We start from the raw sequence: 22,292 nt of genomic DNA on the forward strand, positions 1-22,292 counted from the left end.
TTCAATCATTCCTTCAACAAGGTCCCCGCGCGCGGGACCGGCCAGGCGCTTTTTCCGCCCCATCCGACTATTTCACGCAAAATTTGCGCAAATCGCCGAAATCCCCTTGCATAGTGGGCGATACTGTACAAAAATACAGACTGTTCATATAGACAGCATTTTAGTATGCACCCACCGCTCATGATCAAGCTGACAGCACGACAAGAACAAATCCTGAACCTGATCAAGGACGCGATTGAAAATACGGGTTTTCCTCCCACCCGTGCCGAGATCGCCAATGAACTGGGTTTCAAATCGGCCAACGCGGCCGAAGAGCATTTGCAGGCCCTGGCCCGCAAGGGCGCCATCGAGATTTCGCCCGGCACCTCGCGCGGCATCCGCCTGATCGGCGCGGCAGCCGAAACGCTGCCGTCGAAAGTGCCGGCCGCCCTGCTGATGTCGCTGCCGCTGATCGGCCGGGTGGCGGCCGGCTCGCCCATCCTCGCGCAGGAAAACCTGGAAGCGAGCTACAACGTGGACCCGGCCCTGTTCTCGGCCAAGCCCGACTTCCTGCTCAAGGTGCGCGGCTGGTCCATGCGCGACGCCGGCATCATGGATGGCGATTTACTGGCTGTCAAAAAGGTCGACAGCGCCAAGAACGGCCAGATCGTCGTCGCCCGCATCGGCGACGAAGTCACCGTCAAGCGCTACAAGAAGACGGGCTCCGTCATCGAACTGCTGCCGGAAAACCCTGACTTCAAGGTCATCACCGTGTCGCCGGAAGACGAATTCGCCCTGGAAGGCTTAGCAGTCGGCTTGATGCGCAGCTGGCATTAAATTGCATGCCGGGGTCAGACCCGCCGGGTCTGACCCCAGTTTTCAGTTGCGGCCCACTCGCATGCCTGACCCGTAAGTTTCCGTCATCGAACTGCTGCCGGAAGATGAATTCGCCCAGCAAGGCCTGGCCGTGGGACTGATGCGCAGCTGGCAGTGAACGACTGCACGAACAAAGGGCCGCAACAGCATGACTGTGGCGGCCCTGTTCATTTGTCCGGCGACTTAGGCATCGAGTGCCTGGCGGAAATCCTCCAGCAGATCCGCCTCATCCTCGATGCCCACCGAAACGCGGATCAGCGATTCGGCGATGCCCATGCTGGCGCGGCGCTCGGCGCCCATCTCATAGAAAATCGTGTGGGCGACGGGAATGACCAGGGTGCGCGTGTCGCCGAGGTTGCTTGCGGGAATGGCCAGATTGAGACGATTGAGGAAATCGAAGCAGTCGATGCCATCCTTCAGTTCAAAGCTGAACAGCGAGCCATAGCTGCGGAACAGCTCGCTGGCCAGCGCATGCTGCGGGTGCGACGGCAAGCCGGGATAATGCACGGCGGCCACGCGCGGGTCGGCGGCCAGCATGCTCGCCAGCGCCAGCGCGTTGGAACAGGTGCGGTCCATGCGCAAGGCCATGGTTTCCGCGCCGACGGCGATATGGTGCGCCGCTTCCGGCCCCAGCGAGGCGCCGAAGTCGCGCAAGGCCTTGGCGCGGATTTGCGCGATGCCCCACTGCGCGGGCGCCGCCTTTTTGTAATTCTCGAAAATATTCGGATATTGCGTCCAGTCGAACACGCCCGTGTCCGTCAAGCTGCCGCCCAGGGCATTGCCGTGGCCGCCGATGGATTTCGTCAAGGCATTCACCACCAGGCCCGCACCCACGGCTTTCGGGCGGAACAGGTAGGGTGTCGTCATGGTGTTGTCGACGATGTACAGGATGCCCTTGTCGCGGCACAGGTCGCCGATCTTTGCCAGGTCGGCGATCTGCGTGCGCGGATTGGCGATGGTTTCCACGAACACGATGCGCGTGGCCGGCGTGATGGCGGCCGCCACATTGGCCACGTCGGTGGCGTCGACGAAGGACACGCCGATGCCCTGCCCCGTCACCGTTTGCCACAGGCTGTTGGTGTTGCCAAACAAAAAGGCGGACGAGACGACATGGTCGCCCGCGCGCAACAGCGATTGCACCACGGCGCCGATGGCGCCCATGCCGGTGGCGAAGCACAGGGTGGCGACGCCGTCTTCCATCTTGTTGACCTTGTCTTCCAGCGCGGACACGGTCGGGTTGCCCTGGCGGCCATAGCGGAAGCCCGGCTCCTTGCCCTGGAACACGGACGCGAGCTGGCGCGCATCGCCATAGCCGAAGGCGACGGAGGTGTGCACGGGCTTGTGCAGCGAGCCGTGCTCGATGCCCTTGCGGCGGTCGTTATGCAGGATGGTGGTGGTAAAGCCGTAGTTTTTTTTATCGTTCATGATCGCGGAGCAAAAAAAGCCCGGCGCTAGCCGGGCAAGATAATTACGCTTCTGTCGTTGCCAGGTTCAGGTTCAGCTGGGAACGCGGCGTATCTTCAGGCGCTGCCGCCTTCGGATGGTGGCGCGCATATTCCAGGCGGTCCAGGTATTCCTGCGACACGTCGCCCGTCACGTACACGCCATCGAAGCACGAAGCCTCGAAGCTGGTCAGGGCCGGGTTGACGTCGGCGATGGCCTGCTTCAGCGCTTCGATATCCTGGTACACCAGGTAGTCGGCCGTGATTTCGCGGCAGACTTCTTCCGTCGTGCGGCCGTAGGCGATCAGTTCGTCGCGCGTCGGCATGTCGATGCCGTACACGTTCGGGTAGATCACCGGTGGCGCGGCCGAGGCGAAGATGACTTTCGTCGCGCCCGCTTCCCGCGCCATCTGCACGATTTCACGGCTGGTGGTGCCGCGCACGATGGAGTCGTCGACCAGCAAGACCACTTTATCCTTGAACTCGGACGGAATCGCGTTGAGCTTCTGGCGCACGGACTTCTTGCGCGCCGCCTGGCCCGGCATGATGAAGGTACGGCCGATGTAGCGGTTCTTGATGAAGCCTTCGCGGTACTCGATGTTCAGCGCCATGGCCAGCTGGATGGCGGCCGGACGCGAGGAATCGGGAATCGGCATGACCACGTCGATATGCACGCCAGGCAACTCGGTGCGGATCTTTTCAGCCAGGTATTCGCCCATTTTCAGGCGCGTGGCGTACACGGAAGCGCCGTCGATGACGGAATCGGGACGGGCCAGGTAGACGAATTCGAAGACGCACGGGTTCAGGCTGGCATTGTCGGCGCATTGGGCGCTGTGCAATTGCTTGTCGGCGTCGATGAAGACGGCTTCGCCGGGACCGATGTCGCGCACGAAGCGGAAGCCCATGCCTTCCAGGGCCACGGATTCGGAAGCGATCAGGTATTCGGGGCCCTGCTCCGTTTCATTGATGCCCAGGCACAGCGGACGGATGCCGTGCGGATCGCGGAAGGCCAGCAAGCCCACGCCGGCGATTTGCGCCACGGCGGCGTAACCGCCCTTGACGCGGCGGTTCAGCACGGTAACGGCCTTGAAGATGGCTTCCGGGTCCAGGTTCAGGCCCGTCGTCGCTTCCTGGATTTCATGCGCCAGCACGTTGAGCAGCACTTCCGAGTCGGAATCGGTATTGATGTGGCGGCGGTCGTTCTTGAACATTTCCAGCTTCAACTGTTCCCAGTTGGTCAGGTTGCCATTGTGCGCCAGGGTGATGCCGAACGGCGCATTCACATAAAACGGCTGTGCTTCCTCTTCGCTCGACGAACCGGCCGTCGGATAGCGACAGTGGCCGATGCCGGTGGTGCCTTGCAGCGAACGCATGTTGCGCGTACGGAAGACGTCACGCACGAGACCATTGGCCTTGTGCATGGAAAACATACTGCTGTGATTGGTCGCAATCCCTGCCGCATCCTGACCGCGATGTTGCAGAAGCAACAATGCATCATAGAGCAATTGATTGACAGGTTGATGGGAAACGACGCCGACGATGCCACACATGGTGTGCTCCTAAACTGTGCTACTGATTTTAAAAAAAATTCAAAATTTCACATGCTGCGCGTAAGCGGCAGGCAGATAAGGCTTGATGGCGCGCGCGCCCTGCTCCGCGAGCGGGCTGAGCAGCGCGTTTTTCCAGAAGGGCTGCTGCGGGATGGACGTCATGCCACACAAGATGACGGCGGTCAGCACGATCACAAGACCCCGCGCCACACCGAACAGGCTGCCCAGGGTGCGGTCGGCCAGGCTCAGGCCCGTCACCTTGACGAGCGCGTCGACCGTCATGGACAGCAATCCCATCAAAATGCGCACGCCGATGAACAGCACCACGAAAGCCAGCAACAAACGGACGGCTTCGCCTGGCACGGCTTCCGGCAGGAATTTCGCCAGGGTGGCGCCATACGCGTTGGCAATGACGAAGGCCACGATCCAGCTGACCAATGACAGGATTTCCTTGACCAGACCACGCATCATGCTGATCAGCACGGACGTCACCAGCACGAACAGCACCAGGTAATCGAAGATCGTCACGCGCGTTCAGCCTTGCATCGTCACGCTGGCACCAGCGAGCCGCCCAGGCCCAGCTTTTGCAGCTTGGCGCGCGTCTTTTCCGCGTCTTCGCGGCTGCCGAACGGGCCTACCCGTACACGGATGCGCTCGCCAGCAGGGCTGGAGACTTTCTGCGTGTATGACTTGATGCCCGCGTCGCGCAGCTTTTCCTGCAATTCGTCAACCTTGTCCTGTGTCGCCAGTGCCGCCACCTGCACCACGAACTTGCCGCTGCCGGCGTCATGCGCCTTCTCTTGCGGCTTCTCCACTGGCTTGCCTTCCAGAATCGCCAGCGCGCGCGCCGCATCGTCGGCAGACTGCGCCGGTTTGGCCGGTTTCGCTTCAGGCTTGGCTTCCGGCTTGACCTCATGCTTCGGTTCCGGCTTCGGTTCAGGCTTGGCCTCGTGCTTTGGCTCCGCTTTCACTTCGTGCTTCGGCTCCGGTTTTGGCTCGACCTTGACAGGCTTCGGCTCGGGCTTCGGCTCCACATAGGCGGGCTTGAGCGGCGCAGGCTCGGCGGCTGCCAGCACGGGTGTCGGCGCCGGCTTGGGCTTGGCTGCCGGCGGCAGCGGCGCATCGACGATTTCCTCGGACTGGTCCAGGCCATTCGATGCGGCCTGGGCCGGCACCGCCTGCACGGGTGCAGGTGCGGGCGCGGCGGCCTTTTCTTTCGACGGGATGTCGATGGCGATGTCGTTGACGGGCGCCTTCGGTTCGGAATCGAGCAGCATCGGCAAGCCGACGGCCACGCCCAGGGCCAAGGCCACGGCGCCGACCAGGCGGCGGCGGGCGCGTTTCTTTTCAGGCAAGACCGGATCCGGCGCCTCCTTGCCGCCACGGCGAGAGCCGCCGCCACCGGCCGTGTTGGCGGCGCGTTTGCGGGTCGGCGACTGTGCTTCGCCAGGGACATAAAAGCCGCTGTCTTCGCCAGAGGATTCTTGCTTGTTTTTAAACAGTTTCGAGAACAAGCCCATGCGTGATTTTCAGTCGAGTGCGTTTCAGTGAAGTGAGGATTTTCGGGCCTTCATCACGCCAGCGACGGTGAGGAAAGAACCAAAGACCACAATTCTATCATTCTCACCGGCCCGGCTCATTGCATTTGCAAAAGCTTGTGCCGGATCATCGAAAATAGCCACGGTATGCTCGCTGCTGTCGGGCTTGTCTTCCAGCATGATCTGCACCTTGGCGGCCAGTTCGGATGCCGTGGCCGCGCGCGGCGAAGGCAGGCCCGTCAGGCACCAGTGGTCGACGTGCTCGGACATGGCGGCCAGTACGCCATCGATATCCTTGTCCTGCATGGAGCCGAACACGGCGTAGGTGTACGGATGGAAACCCATGTTGCCCAGGTTCTGGTTCAGCGCCGAGGCCGCGTGGGGATTGTGCGCCACGTCGAGGATGACGCTGGGGCGGCCAGGCAAGACCTGGAAGCGGCCCGGCAGTTCCACCGTCACCAGGCCCGTGCGCACTTCCTGCGCGCCCACGGGCAGCTTCAGCTTCAGCACTTCCAGCGCGGCCAGCACGGCCGTCGCATTGAGGATCTGGTTGGCGCCGCGCAAGCTTGGATACGCCAGCGAATTGCGGCGCTGTTCGCGCCCGCCGTAATTCCACTGCTGCTTGTCGCCCGAATAATTGAAATCGCGGCCCATCAGCCACAGGTCGGCGCCGATGGCCTCGGCATGGTCGATCAAGGACTGCGGCGGCACGGGGTCGCTGCAGATGGCCGCCTTGCCCGGACGGAAGATACCGGCCTTTTCAAAGCCGATCGCTTCGCGCGTGTCGCCCAGGTAATCCGTGTGGTCGATGTCGACGCTGGTGACGATGGCCACGTCGGCGTCGATCACGTTGACGGCGTCGAGGCGCCCGCCCAGGCCCACTTCCAGGATGGCCACGTCCAGGTTGGCTTGCGCCAGCAGGTGCAGGATGGCCAGGGTGGTGAATTCGAAATACGTCAGCGGCGTATCGCCGCGCACGGCTTCAACAAAGTTGAAGCTGGCGACGAGCTGCTCATCGCTGGCCATCTCGCCCAGCACGCGCGCGCGCTCATTGAAGTCGAGGAAGTGCGGCTTGATGTACAGGCCCACTTTGTAGCCGGCACGCAACAGCACGGATTCCAGCATGGCGCAGGTGGAGCCCTTGCCATTCGTGCCCGCCACCATGATCACGGGGCAAGTAAAAGCCAGCTGCATGCGCGCCTTGACGGCTTGCACGCGGTCCAGGCCCATGTTGATCTGCGTTTCCGAATGCCGGGTTTCCAGCATGGCGAGCCAGTCTGGCAAGGTGGTGGGGAGGTTTTGCATGGGAGACTTCTTGAAAAGAGTGCGCAGGGCGGGAAAGACATGAGACCCAAACCGAAGACTGGGGTCGGACCCTGAGGGTCCGACCCCGGCAGTTCAGTTTTGGGGGTAAATCAAATTACGCCAGGACTTCCACAGCCTGGTTTTGCAACAAGGCCAGCAGACGGGCGATTTCTTCGCGCATCTTGCGGCGGTCGACGATCATGTCGACGGCGCCCTTGGTGACGAGGAACTCGGCGCGCTGGAAGCCTTCCGGCAGTTTTTCGCGCACGGTGTTTTCAATCACGCGCGGGCCGGCAAAGCCGATCAGCGCCTTTGGTTCGGCAATGACGACGTCGCCCATGAAGGCGAACGAGGCGGACACGCCGCCCATGGTCGGGTCGGTCAGCACGCTGATGAATGGCAGTTTCTTTTCCGACAGCTTGGTCAGCATGGCCGTGGTTTTCGCCATCTGCATCAGCGACAGCAAGCCTTCCTGCATGCGCGCGCCGCCGGTGGCGGTGATGCAAATGAACGGCACCTTCTGTTCCAGCGCGATCTGCGCGCCGCGCACGAAGCGCTCGCCCACCACGGAACCCATGGAGCCGCCCATGAATTCGAATTCGAAGCACGCCACGACCACTGGCAGGCTCATGATGGCGCCACCCATGACGACCATCGCATCGGTCTCGCCCGTCGCTTCCATGGCGGACTTCAGGCGGTCCGGGTATTTCTTGCTGTCCTTGAATTTCAAGGTATCGACGGGCAGGATTTCCTGGCCGATTTCATAGCGGCCGCCCGCGTCGAGCAGGCTGTCGAGGCGTTCACGCGCGCGGATGCGCATGTGGTGATCGCATTTCGGGCACACGTGCAAGTTCGATTCCAGGTCCGTACGGTACAGCACGGCTTCGCACGACGGGCACTTGACCCACAGGCCTTCCGGCATGGTCTTGCGCGCGGCGGCGTCAGAACGCTGGATGCGCGGTGGCAGCAGTTTTTCCAACCAACTCATATTTTCTCCTTGGGCCCTTGTAGGGGTAGCGTCGGTGGACGCCCCCGGCAGACGGTCAACGGCGACGCCCCGCGGGGCGCCACCAAAAATTTTATCTATTGCACAATAACAGGCAAATCAGTGGCCGAAGTGTAGCCGTTTATCGCCGGGCTGTCGAACTTTGCCGCCAACGCATCTTGCGTAAACGGCAAGCTTGCTCAGGCGTCCAGTGCGGCGCGGATACCGGCCGTAAAGCTGCGCACGGCATCGACGGCGCCCCCTTCCGGCGCATTTTCAATCTCCTGGATGATGCGGCTGCCGATGACGACGGCGTCGGCCACCTTGGCCACGGCCTTGGCCGTGGCGCCATCGCGGATGCCGAAGCCCACGCCGATGGGTAATTTTACATGCTGGCGGATGGCCGCGAGGCGCTCTGCCACCTGTTCCGTATCAATGTTACCGGCACCCGTGACGCCTTTCAGCGACACGTAATAGCTGAAGCCGCCCCCGACCTTGGCCACTTGCGCGATGCGCTCCTCGGTCGAGGTGGGCGCCAGCAGGAAAATCAGGTCGAGGCCCGCCGCGCGCATGGCGCCAGCAAATTCCTCGCACTCTTCCGGCGGATAGTCGACGACGATGGCGCCGTCGGCGCCGGCCGCCTGCGCCGCCGCGATAAAGGCGGCGCTGCCGATGCGCTCGATCGGATTCGCATAGCCCATCAGCACCACGGGCGTGGTCTGGTTCGTTTCACGGAACTGGCGCACGTAGCCGAAGACGTCGTGGATGCCGACATTGAATTTCAAGGCGCGTTCGCAGGCGCGCTGGATGACGGGGCCTTCGGCCATCGGGTCGGAAAACGGCACGCCCAGTTCCAGCACGTCGGCGCCGCCCTCGACGAGCGCGTGCATCAGCGGCACGGTGGCGTCAGGGCCGGGGTCGCCGGCGGTGATGAAAGTGACCAGGCCGGTCTTGTTACTGGATTTTAATTGGGCAAAGGTGGTGGCGATACGGGACATGGATATCTCTTTTCTGAGGGAAATTGAAGGCTGGGGTCAGACCCGGCGGGTCTGACCCCGGTAGTCAACAGCTAACGATCAGCTAAAGTTGAGTCCCATGCGCTCCGCCACGGTATGCATGTCCTTGTCGCCACGGCCCGACAGGTTGGCCAGTACAATTTGATCTTTCGGCAAGGTGGCCGCCAGCTTGGCCGCGTAGGCCAGCGCGTGCGACGATTCCAGGGCCGGGATGATGCCTTCGATATGGCAGCAGTCGTGGAAGGCCTGCAGCGCCTCGTCGTCCGTGATGGAGACGTATTGCGCGCGGCCCGAATCTTTCAGCCATGCGTGTTCCGGGCCCACGCCCGGGTAGTCGAGGCCGGCCGAGACGGAATGCGTCTCGATGATCTGGCCGTTGTCATCCTGCAGCAGATAGGTGCGGTTGCCGTGCAGCACGCCCGGGAAACCGGCCGTCAGCGAGGCGGAATGTTTGCCCGTATCGAGTCCTTCGCCGGCCGCTTCCACGCCGATCAGCTTGACCTCTTTCTGGTCAATATACGGGTAAAAGATGCCCATGGCGTTCGAGCCGCCGCCGATGCAGGCCAGCACGTAGTCGGGCTGGCGGCCCGTCATTTCCGGCATCTGCACCAGGCATTCCTCGCCGATCACGGACTGGAAGTCGCGCACCATCATCGGGTATGGATGGGGGCCGGCCACGGTGCCGATGATGTAAAAGGTGTTTTCGATGTTCGTGACCCAGTCGCGCATGGCTTCGTTCAGCGCATCCTTGAGGGTCTTGGAACCAGATTCGACGGGCACGACGGTCGCGCCCAGCAACTTCATGCGGTACACGTTCTGCGCCTGGCGCTTGACGTCCTCGCTGCCCATGTAGACCACGCATTCGAGGCCGAAGCGGGCGCAGATGGTGGCCGTGGCCACGCCATGCTGGCCGGCGCCCGTCTCGGCGATGATGCGCGGCTTGCCCATGCGCTTGGCCAGCAGGGCCTGGCCGATCACGTTGTTGATCTTGTGCGCGCCCGTGTGGTTCAAGTCTTCGCGCTTGAAATAGATCTGCGCGCCGCCTGCCATCTCGGACCAGCGCTTGGCGTGGTAGATGGGCGAGGGGCGGCCGACGAAGTGTTTCAGCTCGTAGCGGAACTCTTCGAGGAATTCCGGGTCGGCGCTGTAGCGCGCATAGGCGTCCTTCAGCTCGGCCAGCGCGTGGGTGAGCGTTTCGGCCACAAACGAGCCGCCATACGGGCCAAAGTGGCCGCGCGGGTCGGGAAACGGGTAATCGGTGGCGTGGAACAATGCGGCGGCTGCGCCGGGCGCTGTGGTGTGGTCATTCATGGTGATTTCCTCTGGCAATGATGGCATCGGCATCCTGCACCGCGGCGATAAACGCGCGGACTTTGGATGCGTCCTTGATGCCCTTGGACGCTTCGACACCACTGCTGATGTCGACGGCGTAAGGGCGCACGCGCACCACTGCGTCAGTCGCGTTTTGTACGCTCAAGCCACCACTTAAAACGACCCGAGGCGCGAGTTCTTCTGGAATGAGGGACCAATCGAATACCTTTCCTGCACCGCCATACGCATCCACATAGGTATCCAGCAAGAGGCTGGCGAACAAGGGACTGGCGGCGCGATAGCGCTGTTCGTATTCTAGCAAATCTTCAAAGGAGGTGTCGGGTTTCACCCTGAACACTTGCGTAAACGGCGTATTCGCGGCGGAGGCCAGCGCGGCGCTGTGCTCGGGCGTCTCGTCGCCATGAAATTGCAGCAGGGACAAGGGCGCCACGGCCCTGGCCGCCCGCACCTCGTCCACGGATGCATTGACGAACAGGCCCACCGCCGTCACGTAGGGCGGGATGGCGGCGATCAGGGCCGCCGCCTGCGCGGGCGTCACGTAGCGGGGGCTTTTCGGATAAAACACGAAGCCGATGGCGTCGGCGCCCGCCGCCACGACGGCGTGTATGTCTTCAACGCGGGTCAGGCCGCAGATCTTGATGCGTGTGCGTGGCATGCTGTATTCCTTGAGGTTATTGCTTGAGGTTATTGCTTGATGCAAAACATCAGAACCAGGGCAGCGCGCTGCTGCTATCTTGCGGCAATTCCCATTTCGGATCGTAATCGATCTTCGCCAGGTACAGGCCGTCCGGCATGAAGGTGGGCGCGGCCGCGTGGCGGTCTTTACTTTCCAGCAAGTGCCCGAGCCAGTCCGGCTTTTCGCGTCCCGTGCCGATGTAGACGAGCGAGCCGACCAGGTTGCGCACCATGTGGTGCAAGAAGGCGTTGGCCGTGATGGTGAAAATGACGCAATCGCCGCGCCGCTCGATCTGGATGTCATGCATCAGCTTGACGGGCGACTTGGCCTGGCATTGCGCGGCGCGGAAGGCCGTGAAATCATGCCAGCCCAGCAATGGCTGCACGGCTTGCCGCATCAGCTCCACGTCCAGCGGACGGAAAAAGAAGCCGGCGCGCCCTTCCACCAGCGGCGAACGCGTGGCGTTGTTGTACAACACGTAATGATAGGTGCGCGCGCGGGCGCTGAAGCGGGCGTGGAAGAAATCGTTGACGGTGGGATCGCCGGGCAGCTCCTTGGCCCAGCGCACGGCGATCGACTTGGGCAGGAAGGCGTTGACGCCGCGCACCCAGGAATGCACGTCGCGGTTCAGGTCCGTATCGAAGTGCACGACTTGTTCGAGCGCATGCACGCCCGTGTCCGTGCGGCCCGCGCAGGTGGTGGCCAGGCGCACGCGGGCGAACTGCTCCAGCGCGTTTTCCAGCTGGTCCTGCACCGTCTGCCCATCTTCCTGCTTCTGATATCCATGCCAGGCCGTGCCGTCGTACTGCAGGCCCAGGGCGATACGCTTGAGTGGCGTTGCTGTCGTAATATTTTGCATCGAAGCATTATACCGGCGCAAAGGCGGCCCCGCCTCCCGACGACACCAGCGCCTGAGACGGCGTTCAGGGCCAGGCGCATGGTCGAAGACAGTACGAATAGTACGGCGAGACCGTGCAACGCAGCCATGGACGTCGTATCTGGTGCTGGAAAGCGAACGAGACGGCGTTCAGGGCCAGGCGCATAGTCGAAGACAGTACGAATAGTACGGCGAGACCGTGCAACGCAGCCATGGACGTCGTATCGACGCTTGGCTTAGCTGAGGAGCGCCTTCATGGTGTTCGCCTTCTTGACCTGCTCGTCGCTGCCGCCCTTGATGACCTCGTCGATCAGCTCGCGCGCGCCTTCCTTGTCACCGATTTCCTGGTAAGCGATGGCCAGGTCCAGCTTGGTGTCCATTTCCATGTGGATGGCCGACAGCGGGTCTTCCACGCCGGCGCTGGCCGTCTTGCCGTCATTCAGGTCCAGGTCGATGCCGGACAAGTCGAACTCCTGCGCGGGAGGAATGCTTTCCGGTGGCGCGGCCGGCGCTTGCGCGTCGTCAAACAGGCTGTCCACGGAAGATGCGGCGGCCGCGACAGGAGCCGCTGCGGGCGCCACCGGCTCATCGAGGTCGAAATGCGCCAGGTCGACATCCTTCAATGGATCGGGCAGCGGCGTCAGCCCCGCGCCCACGCCATTCACGGGACCGGCTGGCGGCTCCAGGTCGAGGCCGAAATCCATGCTGGCGTCGTAGTGCGCGTCCTGTTCGGCGACGACCGGCTTGGCATCCGGTCCCGGCATGACGATGGGATCGCTGGTGGAAACGGGTTCGAAGTCGAGGCTGTCAAGGTCAAAGTCGAGCGGCTCGCGGCTATCGCGGGCAGGCATGGCGGCAGGCTCGGCAGGTGCCAGATCCGCCACCTCGGCCAGCGGCGCCTGCACCTCGTCGGGCAGATCCATGCTCTGGCCGCGCAAGTCGTCGCCGGCGCCCTTGCTCAGGCTGACGACGGCGTCGTCTTCCGTGTCGCCATACAGCGGGTTCGTGGGATCGAGCGCCAGGCCCAGCGCCGCGGCCTGCTGCCACTCGTCGCCCTGGCCCCGCGTCATGCTGTACAACTCGCTGGCCTGGTCTTCGAAGGCACGCGCATCATTGCGGGCCGAATAGATTTCCAGCAGCTTCAGGCGTGCCGCATGGCGCTCCGGATGCAGGCGCAGGGCTTCCTTGAGGATATCTTCCGCCTGGCCATCGCGGCCGTAGGCAATGTACACGTCGGCTTCGGCGACGGGGTCCGTCTCATTGCCCTCGAGCACGCTGGCACCGGCCACGGCAGCGGCGCCCGCAGCGGCAGCGCCCGCACCAAACAAATGATTGCTTGCTTCGGACTGCTGCTCTTCCGGCGCCAGGCCGGACGGCGGCGTAGCGGGCGTTTCCGGCTCGACCACGGGCGGCACGCCGTCGCGCGCGGGCGGCACATCCTTGCGGCGGCGCGCGATCACCAGCGCGGCCACGGCGGCCAGCAGCGCGGCGATGCCGATGCCGATGGCGCCCAGGTGGTCATTGATCTTGTCGGTGATGGTCGGTTCCAGCGGCGACGGCTTTTTCACCAGCGGCACGGGCTTGGCCTTGGGTGCGGCCGGCTGAGGTGCGGCCGGCTGAGGTGCGGGCGGCTGCGCCTCGGCTGCCGGAGCGGGAACGCTGGCCGCCGCGCTGGCAGCGGTCTCGGCGGTTTTGGCCGGCGCTGGCGCGCTCTTGTCGGCCATGGCCTTGCTCTTCACGGCCATCAGCTTTTCCAGGTCGCTGACGTTCTTTTCCAGCTCCTTGACGCGCGCGGCCGCTTCATCGACCTGTTTCGCCTTGGCGATCTTGTCTTCCTCGCTGGCCACGGCGCTCTTGCCGGCGGACTTGGCCGCCGGCTCCGCCTTCGACAGTTTCAGCTTGTCCTGCGCCGCGCTCACGGCTGTCGGCTTTTCCTCGACCTTGGTGGCACCGATCTTGCCGGCCGTGCTTTGCGTGGCTTGCGCCGCCTTGGCCGGCTTGCTCTGGGCCACCTGGCCCGCCAGCTTGTTGCGGTAGGCTTCGAAATCGATGGCGTGCGCCGTCACCACGCCCTTGGCTTCGGCCGCATCGGTGGCGCGCACGGCGTCCGCGCCCGGCACGGCCAGGATGCGCCCGGCCTGCATGCGGTTCATATTGTCGCCCTTGAAGGCATCGGGATTGGCGCGGTACAGGGCGACGAGCATCATGTCGAGCGACACGCCCGACGGCTTCAGCTCGCTGGCGATGCGGCTCAGGGTGTCGCCCGCCTTGACCTTGTACTCGCCCGCCGCCTTTTTCGCCGGCGCGCCATCGGCAGCGGCGGCGGCCGGCTTGGCCTTGCCCGGCTCGACTGGCGCCGTCACTTGCGCGCCGCGCGTCTGGCGCGCCTCGGGCGTATCGAGCACGAAGGCATATTCGCGCACCTGGCGCCCGCCCTTGCTGCTCAGTTCCAGCAGCAGGTCCACCATGGGTTCGGCCACCGGCTGCGCCGAACTGATGCGGATGAAGGGCTTGCCATTGCGGTTTTCCACGGCAAACGTCAGGGCGTTCAGCGCGGGATTGAATTCCACGTTGGCCTGGCGATAGGCGTCCGGCGGCGCCAGCTTGGCCAGCAGGCTGGAAGCTTCGCCAGGTTTGATGGCCGACAATTCGACCTCGGCGCGCAGCGGCTGGCCGGCGGCGGACAGCACCGTGATCTTGCCCAGTTCGGCCGCGGATGCCGCCGGTGACAATAACACCGCGCAGGCGACAGCACTGCTGAGCGTTTTGATGGCAAGGGAGGCGACCCGGGGACGAGTGTGTACAGGCATAATTGGCGGCATCTTAGTTGACATGGGAAAACTGTTACTTTTCCAGAGGTATCAACATATCATCATGCCCAGAGCTATGCAAGCTCCGCATGGTTGAGCCTTGACGGGCTCAGGACGAAAAAAAAGCCGGGAAAACAGCCCCGGCTTGATCTGGATCAGCAAATTATTGCCATTACGCATCCAACAAAATACGCAGCATGCGGCGCAGCGGTTCGGCCGCGCCCCACAGCAATTGGTCGCCCACGGTGAAGGCGGACAGGTATTCGCCGCCCATGCTCATCTTGCGCACGCGGCCGACGGGAATCGTCAGGCTGCCCGTGACGGCCGCCGGCGACAGGTCGCGCACGGACGCTTCGCGCGTGTTCGGCACGAATTTCACCCACTCGTTGTTGCTGGCGATGATGTCGTTGATTTCATCGAGCGGCACGTCCTTCTTCAGCTTGATGGTCAGCGCCTGCGAATGGCAGCGCATGGCGCCGATGCGCACGCACAAGCCGTCGACGGGAATTTCCTTGGTGCCAAAGTCGATGCCGCGGCCCAGGATCTTGTTGGTTTCCGCGCCCGCCTTCCACTCTTCCTTCGACTGGCCGTTGCCCAGGTCCTTGTCGATCCACGGGATCAGGTTGCCGGCCAGCGGCGCGCCGAATTGCTTGATTTCATCGGGCGAATAGCCGTGCTGGGTGGCCAGCACCTGGCGGTCGATTTCCAGGATGGCGGATGCCGGGTTGTCCAGCAGCGCCTTGACGGAAGCGTTGATGGTGCCAAACTGCGTCAGCAGTTCGCGCATGTGCTGCGCGCCGCCGCCCGAGGCCGCCTGATAGGTCATCGACGTCATCCAGTCGATCAGGTCGTGCTGGAACAGGCCGCCCAGGCCCATCATCATGCACGACACGGTGCAGTTGCCGCCGATGTAGTTCTTGACGCCCTTGCCCAGCGCATCCTTGATGACGTGCAGGTTGACGGGGTCGAGCACGATGACGGCGTCTTTTTCCATGCGCAAGGTCGAGGCCGCATCGATCCAGTAGCCGTCCCAGCCCGCTGCGCGCAGCTGCGGGAAGATGGCACTCGTGTAGTCGCCGCCCTGGCAGGAAATGATGATGTCGCACTTGGACAGTTCGGCGATATTGTTGGCATCCTTCAGGATGGTTTCATTCTTCGCCATGGCCGGCGCCGCGCCACCCGTGTTCGACGTCGTGAAAAACACCGGTTCGATGTGGGCAAAATCGCCCTCTTCCTGCATGCGCTGCATCAGGACCGAACCGACCATACCGCGCCAACCTACCAAGCCAACTAATTTCATTACCATTCCTCAAGATGAGACGGCGACTGCCGTCATTAGACTATTTTATCCCAGCGCTTTTACAACTGCATCCCCCATCGCCTCGGTACCGACCAAAGTCGTGCCCGCTTCGTGGATATCGGCCGTGCGCAAGCCCTGCGCCAATACTTTCTTCACAGCACCTTCGATGCGGTTTGCCTGCTCTTCGCGGTTCAGCGAATAGCGCAGCATCATGGCGGCCGACAGGATCGTCGCCAGCGGATTGGCGATGCCCTTGCCTGCGATATCGGGCGCCGAACCGTGCGACGGCTCATACAAGCCCTTGTTGTTGGCGTCCAGCGAAGCGGACGGCAGCATGCCGATCGAGCCCGTCAGCATGGCGGCCGCGTCCGACAAGATGTCGCCGAACATGTTACCCGTCACCATGACGTCGAATTTCTTCGGCGCCCGCACCAGCTGCATGGCCGCGTTGTCGACATACATATGGTCGAGCGCCACATCCGGGTAGTCCTTGTGCACGTCGATGACGATGTCTTTCCAGAACTGGAAGGTTTCCAGCACGTTGGCCTTGTCCACGCTGGTCAGACGCTTGTCGCGCTTTTGCGCGGCCTGGAACGCCACGTGGGCGATGCGGCGGATTTCGCCTTCCGCGTAGCGCATGGTGTCGAACCCTTCGCGCTGGCCCTTGAACGGACCGTCCGGGCATTCGCGCACGCCACGGGGCTGGCCGAAATAGATATCGCCCGTCAATTCGCGGATGATCAAAATGTCCAGGCCGGACACCACTTCCGGCTTCAGCGTCGAGGCGCCCGCCAGTTCCGGATACAAAATCGCCGGACGCAGGTTGGCGAACAGGCCCAGGTTCTTGCGCAGGCCCAGGATCGCCTGTTCCGGGCGGAACTGGCGCTCGAGATTGTCGTACTGGTAGTCGCCCACGGCGCCGAACAGCACGGCATCGGCCGCCTTGGCCAGCGCCAGGGTGCCTTCCGGCAACGGGTGGCCATGGGCCGCATAGCCGGCGCCGCCCACGGGCGCGCTTTCCAGCTCGAACGATTCGCCCAGCACATTCAACACTTTGACGGCTTGCGCGACGATTTCAGGACCGATCCCGTCGCCGGGTAAGATTGCAATTTTCATGGAGTGCTCTTTAGATAACGTTGGCCAGCCAGGGCTGATTGGTCAGATGACGTTCTTCGAAGGCGCGGATGTCGTCCGCGTGGCGCAAGGTCAGGCCGATATCGTCGAGTCCATTCATCAGGCAATATTTACGGAAGGCATCGATTTCGAACGGATACGAGACGGAACCATTGCTGGTGCGCACGCACTGCTGTTCCAGGTCCACCACCAGCTTGAAGCCGGGGAAGGCCTTGACTTCATTGAACAGGTGGTCGACCTGGCTTTCCGACAGAACGATGGGCAGCAAGCCGTTCTTGTAGCAGTTATTGAAGAAGATATCGGCAAACGATGGCGCGATGATGGCGCGGAAGCCGTATTGATCGAGTGCCCACGGCGCGTGTTCGCGCGAGGAGCCGCAGCCGAAGTTCTTGCGCGTCAGCAAAATGGAGGCACCCTGGTAGCGCGGCTCGTTGAGCACGAACTCGGGGTTCAGCGGACGGCGGCTGTTGTCCTGGCCCGGTTCGCCATGGTCGAGATAACGCCATTCGTCGAACAGGTTGGGGCCGAAGCCGCTGCGGTGGATCGATTTCAGGAATTGCTTCGGAATAATCGCGTCGGTGTCGACGTTGGCACGGTCCAGCGGGGCGACCAGGCCTTCGTAAATCGTAAATTTATCCATGCTGTTTCTACTCGGTAGGACGCGCGGCGCAGGGCGCCGGCACGTCGCGGTTTATTTTCCGCCGGCGCCAGTGACAACCTGGCCGACTTTCTGCACATCGCGGCCGATGCCGGAGACGGTGTTGCAGCCAGACAGGATGACGGTGGCGATGAGGAGGGCGAAGAGTTTTTTCATGATGATTTCAGTCTATGTGCTAATGGTTGCAAATCCCGTTAGTGTAAACCACCGGCAAATGCTGGGGTCAGTCCTTACGGATCGGAATTTTTCCCACTGAAAAAAATTCCCCCGACGGGTCTGACCCCAAATTCATCGCAATCCCCGCACGTCGACAAAGTGCCCGGCGATACCGGCCGCGGCCGCCATCGCGGGCGACACCAGGTGGGTACGGCCGCCCTGCCCTTGCCGGCCTTCGAAGTTGCGGTTCGAGGTCGAGGCGCAGCGTTCGCCCGGTTCCAGGCGGTCCGCGTTCATGGCCAGGCACATGGAGCAGCCCGGCTCGCGCCACTCGAAACCGGCATCCTTGAAGATGCGGTCCAGTCCCTCGCGCTCGGCCTGGTCTTTCACCAGGCCGGAACCGGGCACCACCAGCGCCAGGGTCACGTTCGAGGCGCGGTACTTGCCGCGCACCACGGCGGCGGCAGCCCGTAAATCCTCGATGCGCGAATTGGTGCAGGAACCGATGAAGACCTTGTCGATGCGCACGTCGGTGATCGGCGTGTTCGGCTTCAACGCCATGTAGACGAGGGCCTTTTCGATGGCGTCGCGCTTGACGCTGTCTTTTTCATTGTCCGGGTCGGGTACGCGGCCGTCGATGCCGATCACCATTTCCGGCGACGTGCCCCACGTCACTTGCGGTTCGATCTCTTGCGCGTTGAGCGTGACGACCAGGTCGAAGCGGGCGCCCGGGTCCGAATGCAGGGTGCGCCAGTAGGCCACGGCCCGTTCCCAGTGCGGACCGGCGGGCGAAAACGGGCGGCCCTTGACGTAATTGATGGTGGTGTCGTCGACGCCGATGATGCCGGCGCGCGCACCCGCCTCGATGGCCATGTTGCACACCGTCATGCGCCCTTCCATCGACAGGGCGCGGATGGCCGAGCCGCCGAACTCGATGCAGTAGCCCGTGCCGCCAGCCGTGCCGATCTTGCCGATGATGGCCAGCACGATGTCCTTGGCCGTCACGCCGGCCGGCAGGGCGCCGTCGACCTGCAGCAGCATGGATTTGGATTTCTTTTGCAGCAAGGTTTGCGTGGCCAGCACGTGTTCGACTTCGGACGTGCCGATGCCGTGCGCCAGCGCGCCGAAGGCGCCGTGCGTGGACGTGTGCGAGTCGCCGCAGACCACCGTCATGCCGGGCAGGGTCGCGCCCTGCTCGGGACCGATCACATGCACGATGCCCTGGCGCTTGTCGTTCATGTTGAAGTAGGTCAAGCCATAGTGCTTGGCGTTCTTGTCCAGGGTTTCCACCTGCAGGCGCGAGACGGGATCAAGAATGCCGTCGACCCGGCTGGTGGTGGGCACGTTGTGGTCGGCCACGGCCAGGTTGGCGGAAATGCGCCACGGCTGGCGGCCCGCCACGCTGAGGCCATCGAAGGCTTGCGGGCTGGTGACTTCGTGCAGCAGGTGCCGGTCGATGTACAGAATTGTCGTGCCATCATCTTCGGCCCGCACAACGTGGGATTCCCAAAGTTTGTCGTAAAGCGTCTTCATCATGATTTATGCGGCGTTGCCACAGCCTGTTTAAGTGATCTGTCGTACTGATCGGAGGGATCGGCAATGATTATGCCATATATTGTGCAAAGCAGAACCAAAAGCCGCCCCAGCGTGGGATGGGCGATACAAAATTCGGCCTGCCTTGCGGATATGGCTAAAAAATTGCTGATACGAAAATCCGCCAAAATGCCGGCGGGGCGAATAAAAATCGAAAAAAGCCGAAAAAAAAGCCCGCTGCAGAGGTCTGCAGCGGGCTTGGTGTGGGTACCTTGACTTTTAGGCAGCCATGCGCACACTTCCCCTGCAACCGTCCATCAGGAAAGATAGGCCCACGACTAGCACCAGCTCGCCTTCGGCCGAGCGGGCGGTACCGGTGATGCCTTCCACGGTGATGGCCGTCATCGGCTTGATCACCAGGTCGGCCGTGCCATCGACGGCTTCCACGGCGAGAATGTACGGCTGTGGCGCGGCGACAACAATGCCCACGCGCTCGCTGCACGATTCGTAGCCCAGGGCGCCGGCCAGCGAACGCACGGGCAATGGACGCCCCTGGTCTTTCAGCACGGGCGCGCCGCCCACTTCCATGAAGGTTTCCGGCAATTCGACGACGCGCTGCACCACCGCCATCGGCAGCGCCAGCGCGGCGCCCGAGGTCGACACGAGCATGGTCGGCACGATCGACAACTCGATCGGCAGGCGGATGGCGAACTTCGTGCCCTTGCCCAGCATGGATTCGATATGGATGGCGCCACGGTTTTTCTCCACGGCCGTTTTCACCACGTCCATGCCCACGCCGCGACCGGAGACGCTGGAGGCGACTTCCTTGGTCGAGAAGCCCGGCAGGAACACCAGCTGGAAGCACTCGTCGTTGCTCAATTGCGCGTTTTCGCTGATCAGGCCCTTTTGCTGCGCCTTGCTGCGCAGGAAGACCGGGTCCATGCCCTTGCCATCATCCTGCAACACGATCATGACACTGTTGGCTTCCTGCCAGGCTTTCAGCGAAATATACGACTTGGCGGGCTTGCCGGCGGCCAGGCGCGCTTCCGGCGATTCGACGCCATGGTCGAGCGAGTTGCGCAGCATGTGCACGAGCGGATCGTACAGGCTGTCGACCACCACGCGGTCGACTTCCGTCTCCGCGCCCTCGATGGTCAGCTCGACATCCTTGCCCAGGTCTTTCGCCAGCTCGCGCACCAGGCGCGGGAATTTCTGGAACAAACGGCCCACGGGCTGCATGCGCGTGGCCAGCGTGGCCCGCTGCAGTTCGGTGGAGTAGCGCGAGGCGCGTTCCAGGGTTTCCGCCAGGGTCGCCATCAGCGTGGCGGCCTGGCCTTCGAATTTGAATTGCAGCAAGCGCTCCAGCAGCACGGCGGCCTGGTTGGCGGCCTGCACGGATTCGCCGGCCACTTCCAGCAGGGCGTCGAGCTTGACGGCGTCGACGCGGATGCTGTCTTCCTTGACGGGCGCGGCGTGGCGCACGTCGGAACGCTCTTCGCGGCGTTCCGCGCCATCCCACGCCTTGCCGGCGGCAGCGGCCGGTTTGGCGGCGGCCGCTGGCGCGGCAGGTGCAGGGGCGACGGCAGGTGCGGCGGCGGCAGGCGATGGCACGACGGCCAGCTGGCTGCCAGCCGGCACGACGGCGTTATACATGCCTTCCCAGTCCAGCCCATCGGCGCTGGCGCTGGCGCCAGCGGCAGGCGCGGCAACAACAAGCTCGGCCACAACCACCTCGGCCACCACGGCGGCGACGGGCGCTGGCGCGTCCATGCCCTTGCCTTCGATGGCGTTCGTGAGGATATGTTCCAGCTCTTCCGGCATGGCCGGCAGGCTTTCCGGCGCCGCGCCGTTGGCCAGTTCCGTCAGCTGGTCGGCGACGAAGCCGGACGCCTGCAGCGCCGCCTCGATGGCGATGGGCGTCACGGGCGCGGCGCCCGTGCGCAAGGCGTCGAACAGGTTTTCCGTCAGATGGCAGGCCGCCACCAGCGCGGGCAGGCCCATGAAGCCGGCGCCGCCCTTGATGGTGTGAAAAGAACGAAACACGGCATTCAGTGTTTCCTTGTTATCCGGATCGCGCTCGAGACGCAATAAGTGCTCTTCAACATTAACCGCAAGATCCATCGCCTCGACGACGAAATCCTTGAGCATATCGTCCATTAGAATCCCAAATCCGCAAGAAGGTCATCCACATTATCCTGGTCCAGCGCCACCGATGGCACGGACGGGCCCTGCATCAGCGGCGCGTCCTGCTTCTGCGCCAGCTTTTCGCGCACCTCGGCCGGCGCGTTGTCGCGCAGCAGCTGGGCCAGCTCGTTTTCCACCGTCTTGGTGATGTTGACCACTTTTTTGATCAGTTGTCCCGTGATGTCCTGGAAGTCCTGGGCCATCATGATTTCCAGCAAGCGCGCTTTTTCCGCCTCCGTTGCCTCGGCAACGGCTTGCGCGAACTGGCGCGAGTCGCCGGCCAGGGCCTTGAATTCTTCCAGGCTCAGCTTGCCGTCGAACAGCGCCGTCCAGCGGCTGTCCATATCCTTGGCGTGCTTCGACAGCACATCCTGCGCCGGCATGCCTTCGTCGAGCGTGTTCAGGACCTTGTTGGCGGCCTGTTCCGTCAGGGTGGCGACGTATTCCAGGCGGTCCTGCGCGTCGACGATCTGCGACGACGCTTCCGTCAGCGCCTTGTCGTAGCCCAGTTCGCGCAGGGAATCGTGCAGCAGGCGCACGATGCCGCCCAGGCGCTCGAACATCGGCTTGTCGGACTGGTCGACCGGCTCGGCGGGGTCGGCCGCTTCGCCGGATGCGGCGGCGGGTGCCGCTTCCACGGCGGCTGGCTCGGCAGCTGGCGCGGGCGCGCTGGCGCTGGCCGAGACGGAATCGAACAGCGCGTCGAAATCGTCCTCCGCGATCACGGCGGGCGCGGGCGCGGCGGCAGGCGCGGGCTTGGCAGCAGCCGCGCTTTGCGCGGATACTTCATCGAATAATGCATCGAAATCATCAGCGGCGTTGGTCATATCCCTGCTTCTCCATAATTTGTCAAAATTCCGCCTGAACTGTGCGTTTTACAGACTGATACCCGCAATTTCTCGATTAAGATGATTTGAGGCAATACCGCTGCGATGGTGCGA

The 22,292-nt window shown here is 63.1% G+C and carries 19 protein-coding genes; 1 reads left to right on the forward strand and 18 read right to left on the reverse strand.

Going from position 1 to position 22,292, the window contains the following annotated elements; translation table 11 throughout:
• Positions 1-180 precede the first annotated feature (180 nt).
• Positions 181-816, forward strand: coding sequence for a transcriptional repressor LexA (gene lexA / locus BM193_RS03400; protein WP_071322550.1), 636 nt, complete (start codon positions 181-183; stop codon positions 814-816).
• 222 nt (positions 817-1,038) lie between these two features.
• On the opposite strand, the gene BM193_RS03405 is transcribed toward lexA, so the two are convergent.
• The 18 genes from BM193_RS03405 to BM193_RS03490 all read right to left on the reverse strand — a co-directional run bounded on the left by BM193_RS03405 (position 1,039) and on the right by BM193_RS03490 (position 22,178).
• On the reverse strand, positions 1,039-2,280 hold the full coding sequence (locus tag BM193_RS03405; RefSeq protein ID WP_092795377.1) for a cystathionine gamma-synthase family protein: 1,242 nt from the start codon (positions 2,278-2,280) through the stop codon (positions 1,039-1,041).
• Positions 2,281-2,323: 43 nt separating this feature from the next.
• Positions 2,324-3,847, reverse strand: coding sequence for an amidophosphoribosyltransferase (gene purF, locus BM193_RS03410; protein ID WP_092795379.1), 1,524 nt, complete (start codon positions 3,845-3,847; stop codon positions 2,324-2,326).
• A gap of 39 nt (positions 3,848-3,886) precedes the next feature.
• Complete coding sequence (locus BM193_RS03415) at positions 3,887-4,375, reverse strand: CvpA family protein (protein ID WP_092795381.1); 489 nt, start codon at positions 4,373-4,375, stop codon at positions 3,887-3,889.
• 20 nt (positions 4,376-4,395) lie between these two features.
• Positions 4,396-5,367 carry an SPOR domain-containing protein gene (locus BM193_RS03420; RefSeq protein ID WP_092795383.1) on the reverse strand — a complete coding sequence of 324 codons (972 nt, stop codon included), beginning with the start codon at positions 5,365-5,367 and terminating at the stop codon, positions 4,396-4,398.
• A gap of 24 nt (positions 5,368-5,391) precedes the next feature.
• Positions 5,392-6,690 (reverse strand): bifunctional tetrahydrofolate synthase/dihydrofolate synthase, encoded by a 1,299-nt coding sequence (folC, locus tag BM193_RS03425; protein ID WP_092795385.1) that lies wholly within the window; start codon positions 6,688-6,690, stop codon positions 5,392-5,394.
• Between the two features lie 115 nt (positions 6,691-6,805).
• Positions 6,806-7,678: an acetyl-CoA carboxylase, carboxyltransferase subunit beta gene (gene accD / locus BM193_RS03430; protein ID WP_010400390.1), complete on the reverse strand. Its 873-nt coding sequence runs from the start codon at positions 7,676-7,678 to the stop codon at positions 6,806-6,808.
• A 197-nt stretch (positions 7,679-7,875) separates the two neighbouring features.
• Entirely contained in the window at positions 7,876-8,673 is a 798-nt protein-coding gene (gene trpA / locus BM193_RS03435; protein WP_092795387.1) for a tryptophan synthase subunit alpha, read from the reverse strand.
• A 78-nt stretch (positions 8,674-8,751) separates the two neighbouring features.
• Entirely contained in the window at positions 8,752-10,002 is a 1,251-nt protein-coding gene (gene trpB / locus BM193_RS03440; RefSeq protein ID WP_092795389.1) for a tryptophan synthase subunit beta, read from the reverse strand.
• The gene (locus tag BM193_RS03445) at positions 9,995-10,711 is read right to left on the reverse strand and encodes a phosphoribosylanthranilate isomerase (protein WP_302847640.1); all 717 of its coding nucleotides are present in this window, start codon (positions 10,709-10,711) and stop codon (positions 9,995-9,997) included. Before BM193_RS03445 ends, trpB begins: the two co-directional genes overlap by 8 nt.
• A 16-nt stretch (positions 10,712-10,727) precedes the next feature.
• On the reverse strand, positions 10,728-11,558 hold the full coding sequence (gene truA, locus BM193_RS03450) for a tRNA pseudouridine(38-40) synthase TruA (protein ID WP_092795393.1): 831 nt from the start codon (positions 11,556-11,558) through the stop codon (positions 10,728-10,730).
• 254 nt (positions 11,559-11,812) lie between these two features.
• The gene (locus tag BM193_RS03455; RefSeq protein ID WP_254785817.1) at positions 11,813-14,314 is read right to left on the reverse strand and encodes a motility hub landmark protein FimV; all 2,502 of its coding nucleotides are present in this window, start codon (positions 14,312-14,314) and stop codon (positions 11,813-11,815) included.
• Positions 14,315-14,558: 244 nt separating this feature from the next.
• Positions 14,559-15,686 (reverse strand): aspartate-semialdehyde dehydrogenase, encoded by a 1,128-nt coding sequence (gene asd / locus BM193_RS03460; protein ID WP_092795395.1) that lies wholly within the window; start codon positions 15,684-15,686, stop codon positions 14,559-14,561.
• Between the two features lie 45 nt (positions 15,687-15,731).
• Positions 15,732-16,802 (reverse strand): 3-isopropylmalate dehydrogenase, encoded by a 1,071-nt coding sequence (gene leuB / locus BM193_RS03465; protein ID WP_092795397.1) that lies wholly within the window; start codon positions 16,800-16,802, stop codon positions 15,732-15,734.
• A gap of 10 nt (positions 16,803-16,812) precedes the next feature.
• Positions 16,813-17,460, reverse strand: coding sequence for a 3-isopropylmalate dehydratase small subunit (gene leuD / locus BM193_RS03470; RefSeq protein WP_092795399.1), 648 nt, complete (start codon positions 17,458-17,460; stop codon positions 16,813-16,815).
• A 51-nt stretch (positions 17,461-17,511) separates the two neighbouring features.
• Positions 17,512-17,634, reverse strand: coding sequence for an entericidin A/B family lipoprotein (locus BM193_RS03475; protein ID WP_010400408.1), 123 nt, complete (start codon positions 17,632-17,634; stop codon positions 17,512-17,514).
• A gap of 132 nt (positions 17,635-17,766) precedes the next feature.
• The gene (gene leuC / locus BM193_RS03480) at positions 17,767-19,170 is read right to left on the reverse strand and encodes a 3-isopropylmalate dehydratase large subunit (protein ID WP_092795402.1); all 1,404 of its coding nucleotides are present in this window, start codon (positions 19,168-19,170) and stop codon (positions 17,767-17,769) included.
• Between the two features lie 276 nt (positions 19,171-19,446).
• Positions 19,447-21,324, reverse strand: a complete 1,878-nt coding sequence (locus BM193_RS03485; RefSeq protein ID WP_092795405.1) for a chemotaxis protein CheA — start codon at positions 21,322-21,324, stop codon at positions 19,447-19,449.
• Positions 21,324-22,178: a protein phosphatase CheZ gene (locus tag BM193_RS03490; protein ID WP_092795407.1), complete on the reverse strand. Its 855-nt coding sequence runs from the start codon at positions 22,176-22,178 to the stop codon at positions 21,324-21,326. The genes BM193_RS03485 and BM193_RS03490 overlap by 1 nt, the downstream gene beginning before the upstream one ends.
• Positions 22,179-22,292 lie beyond the last annotated feature (114 nt).

The sequence above is a fragment of the Janthinobacterium sp. 344 genome, assembly GCF_900112025.1.
Taxonomy (GTDB): domain Bacteria; phylum Pseudomonadota; class Gammaproteobacteria; order Burkholderiales; family Burkholderiaceae_D; genus Janthinobacterium.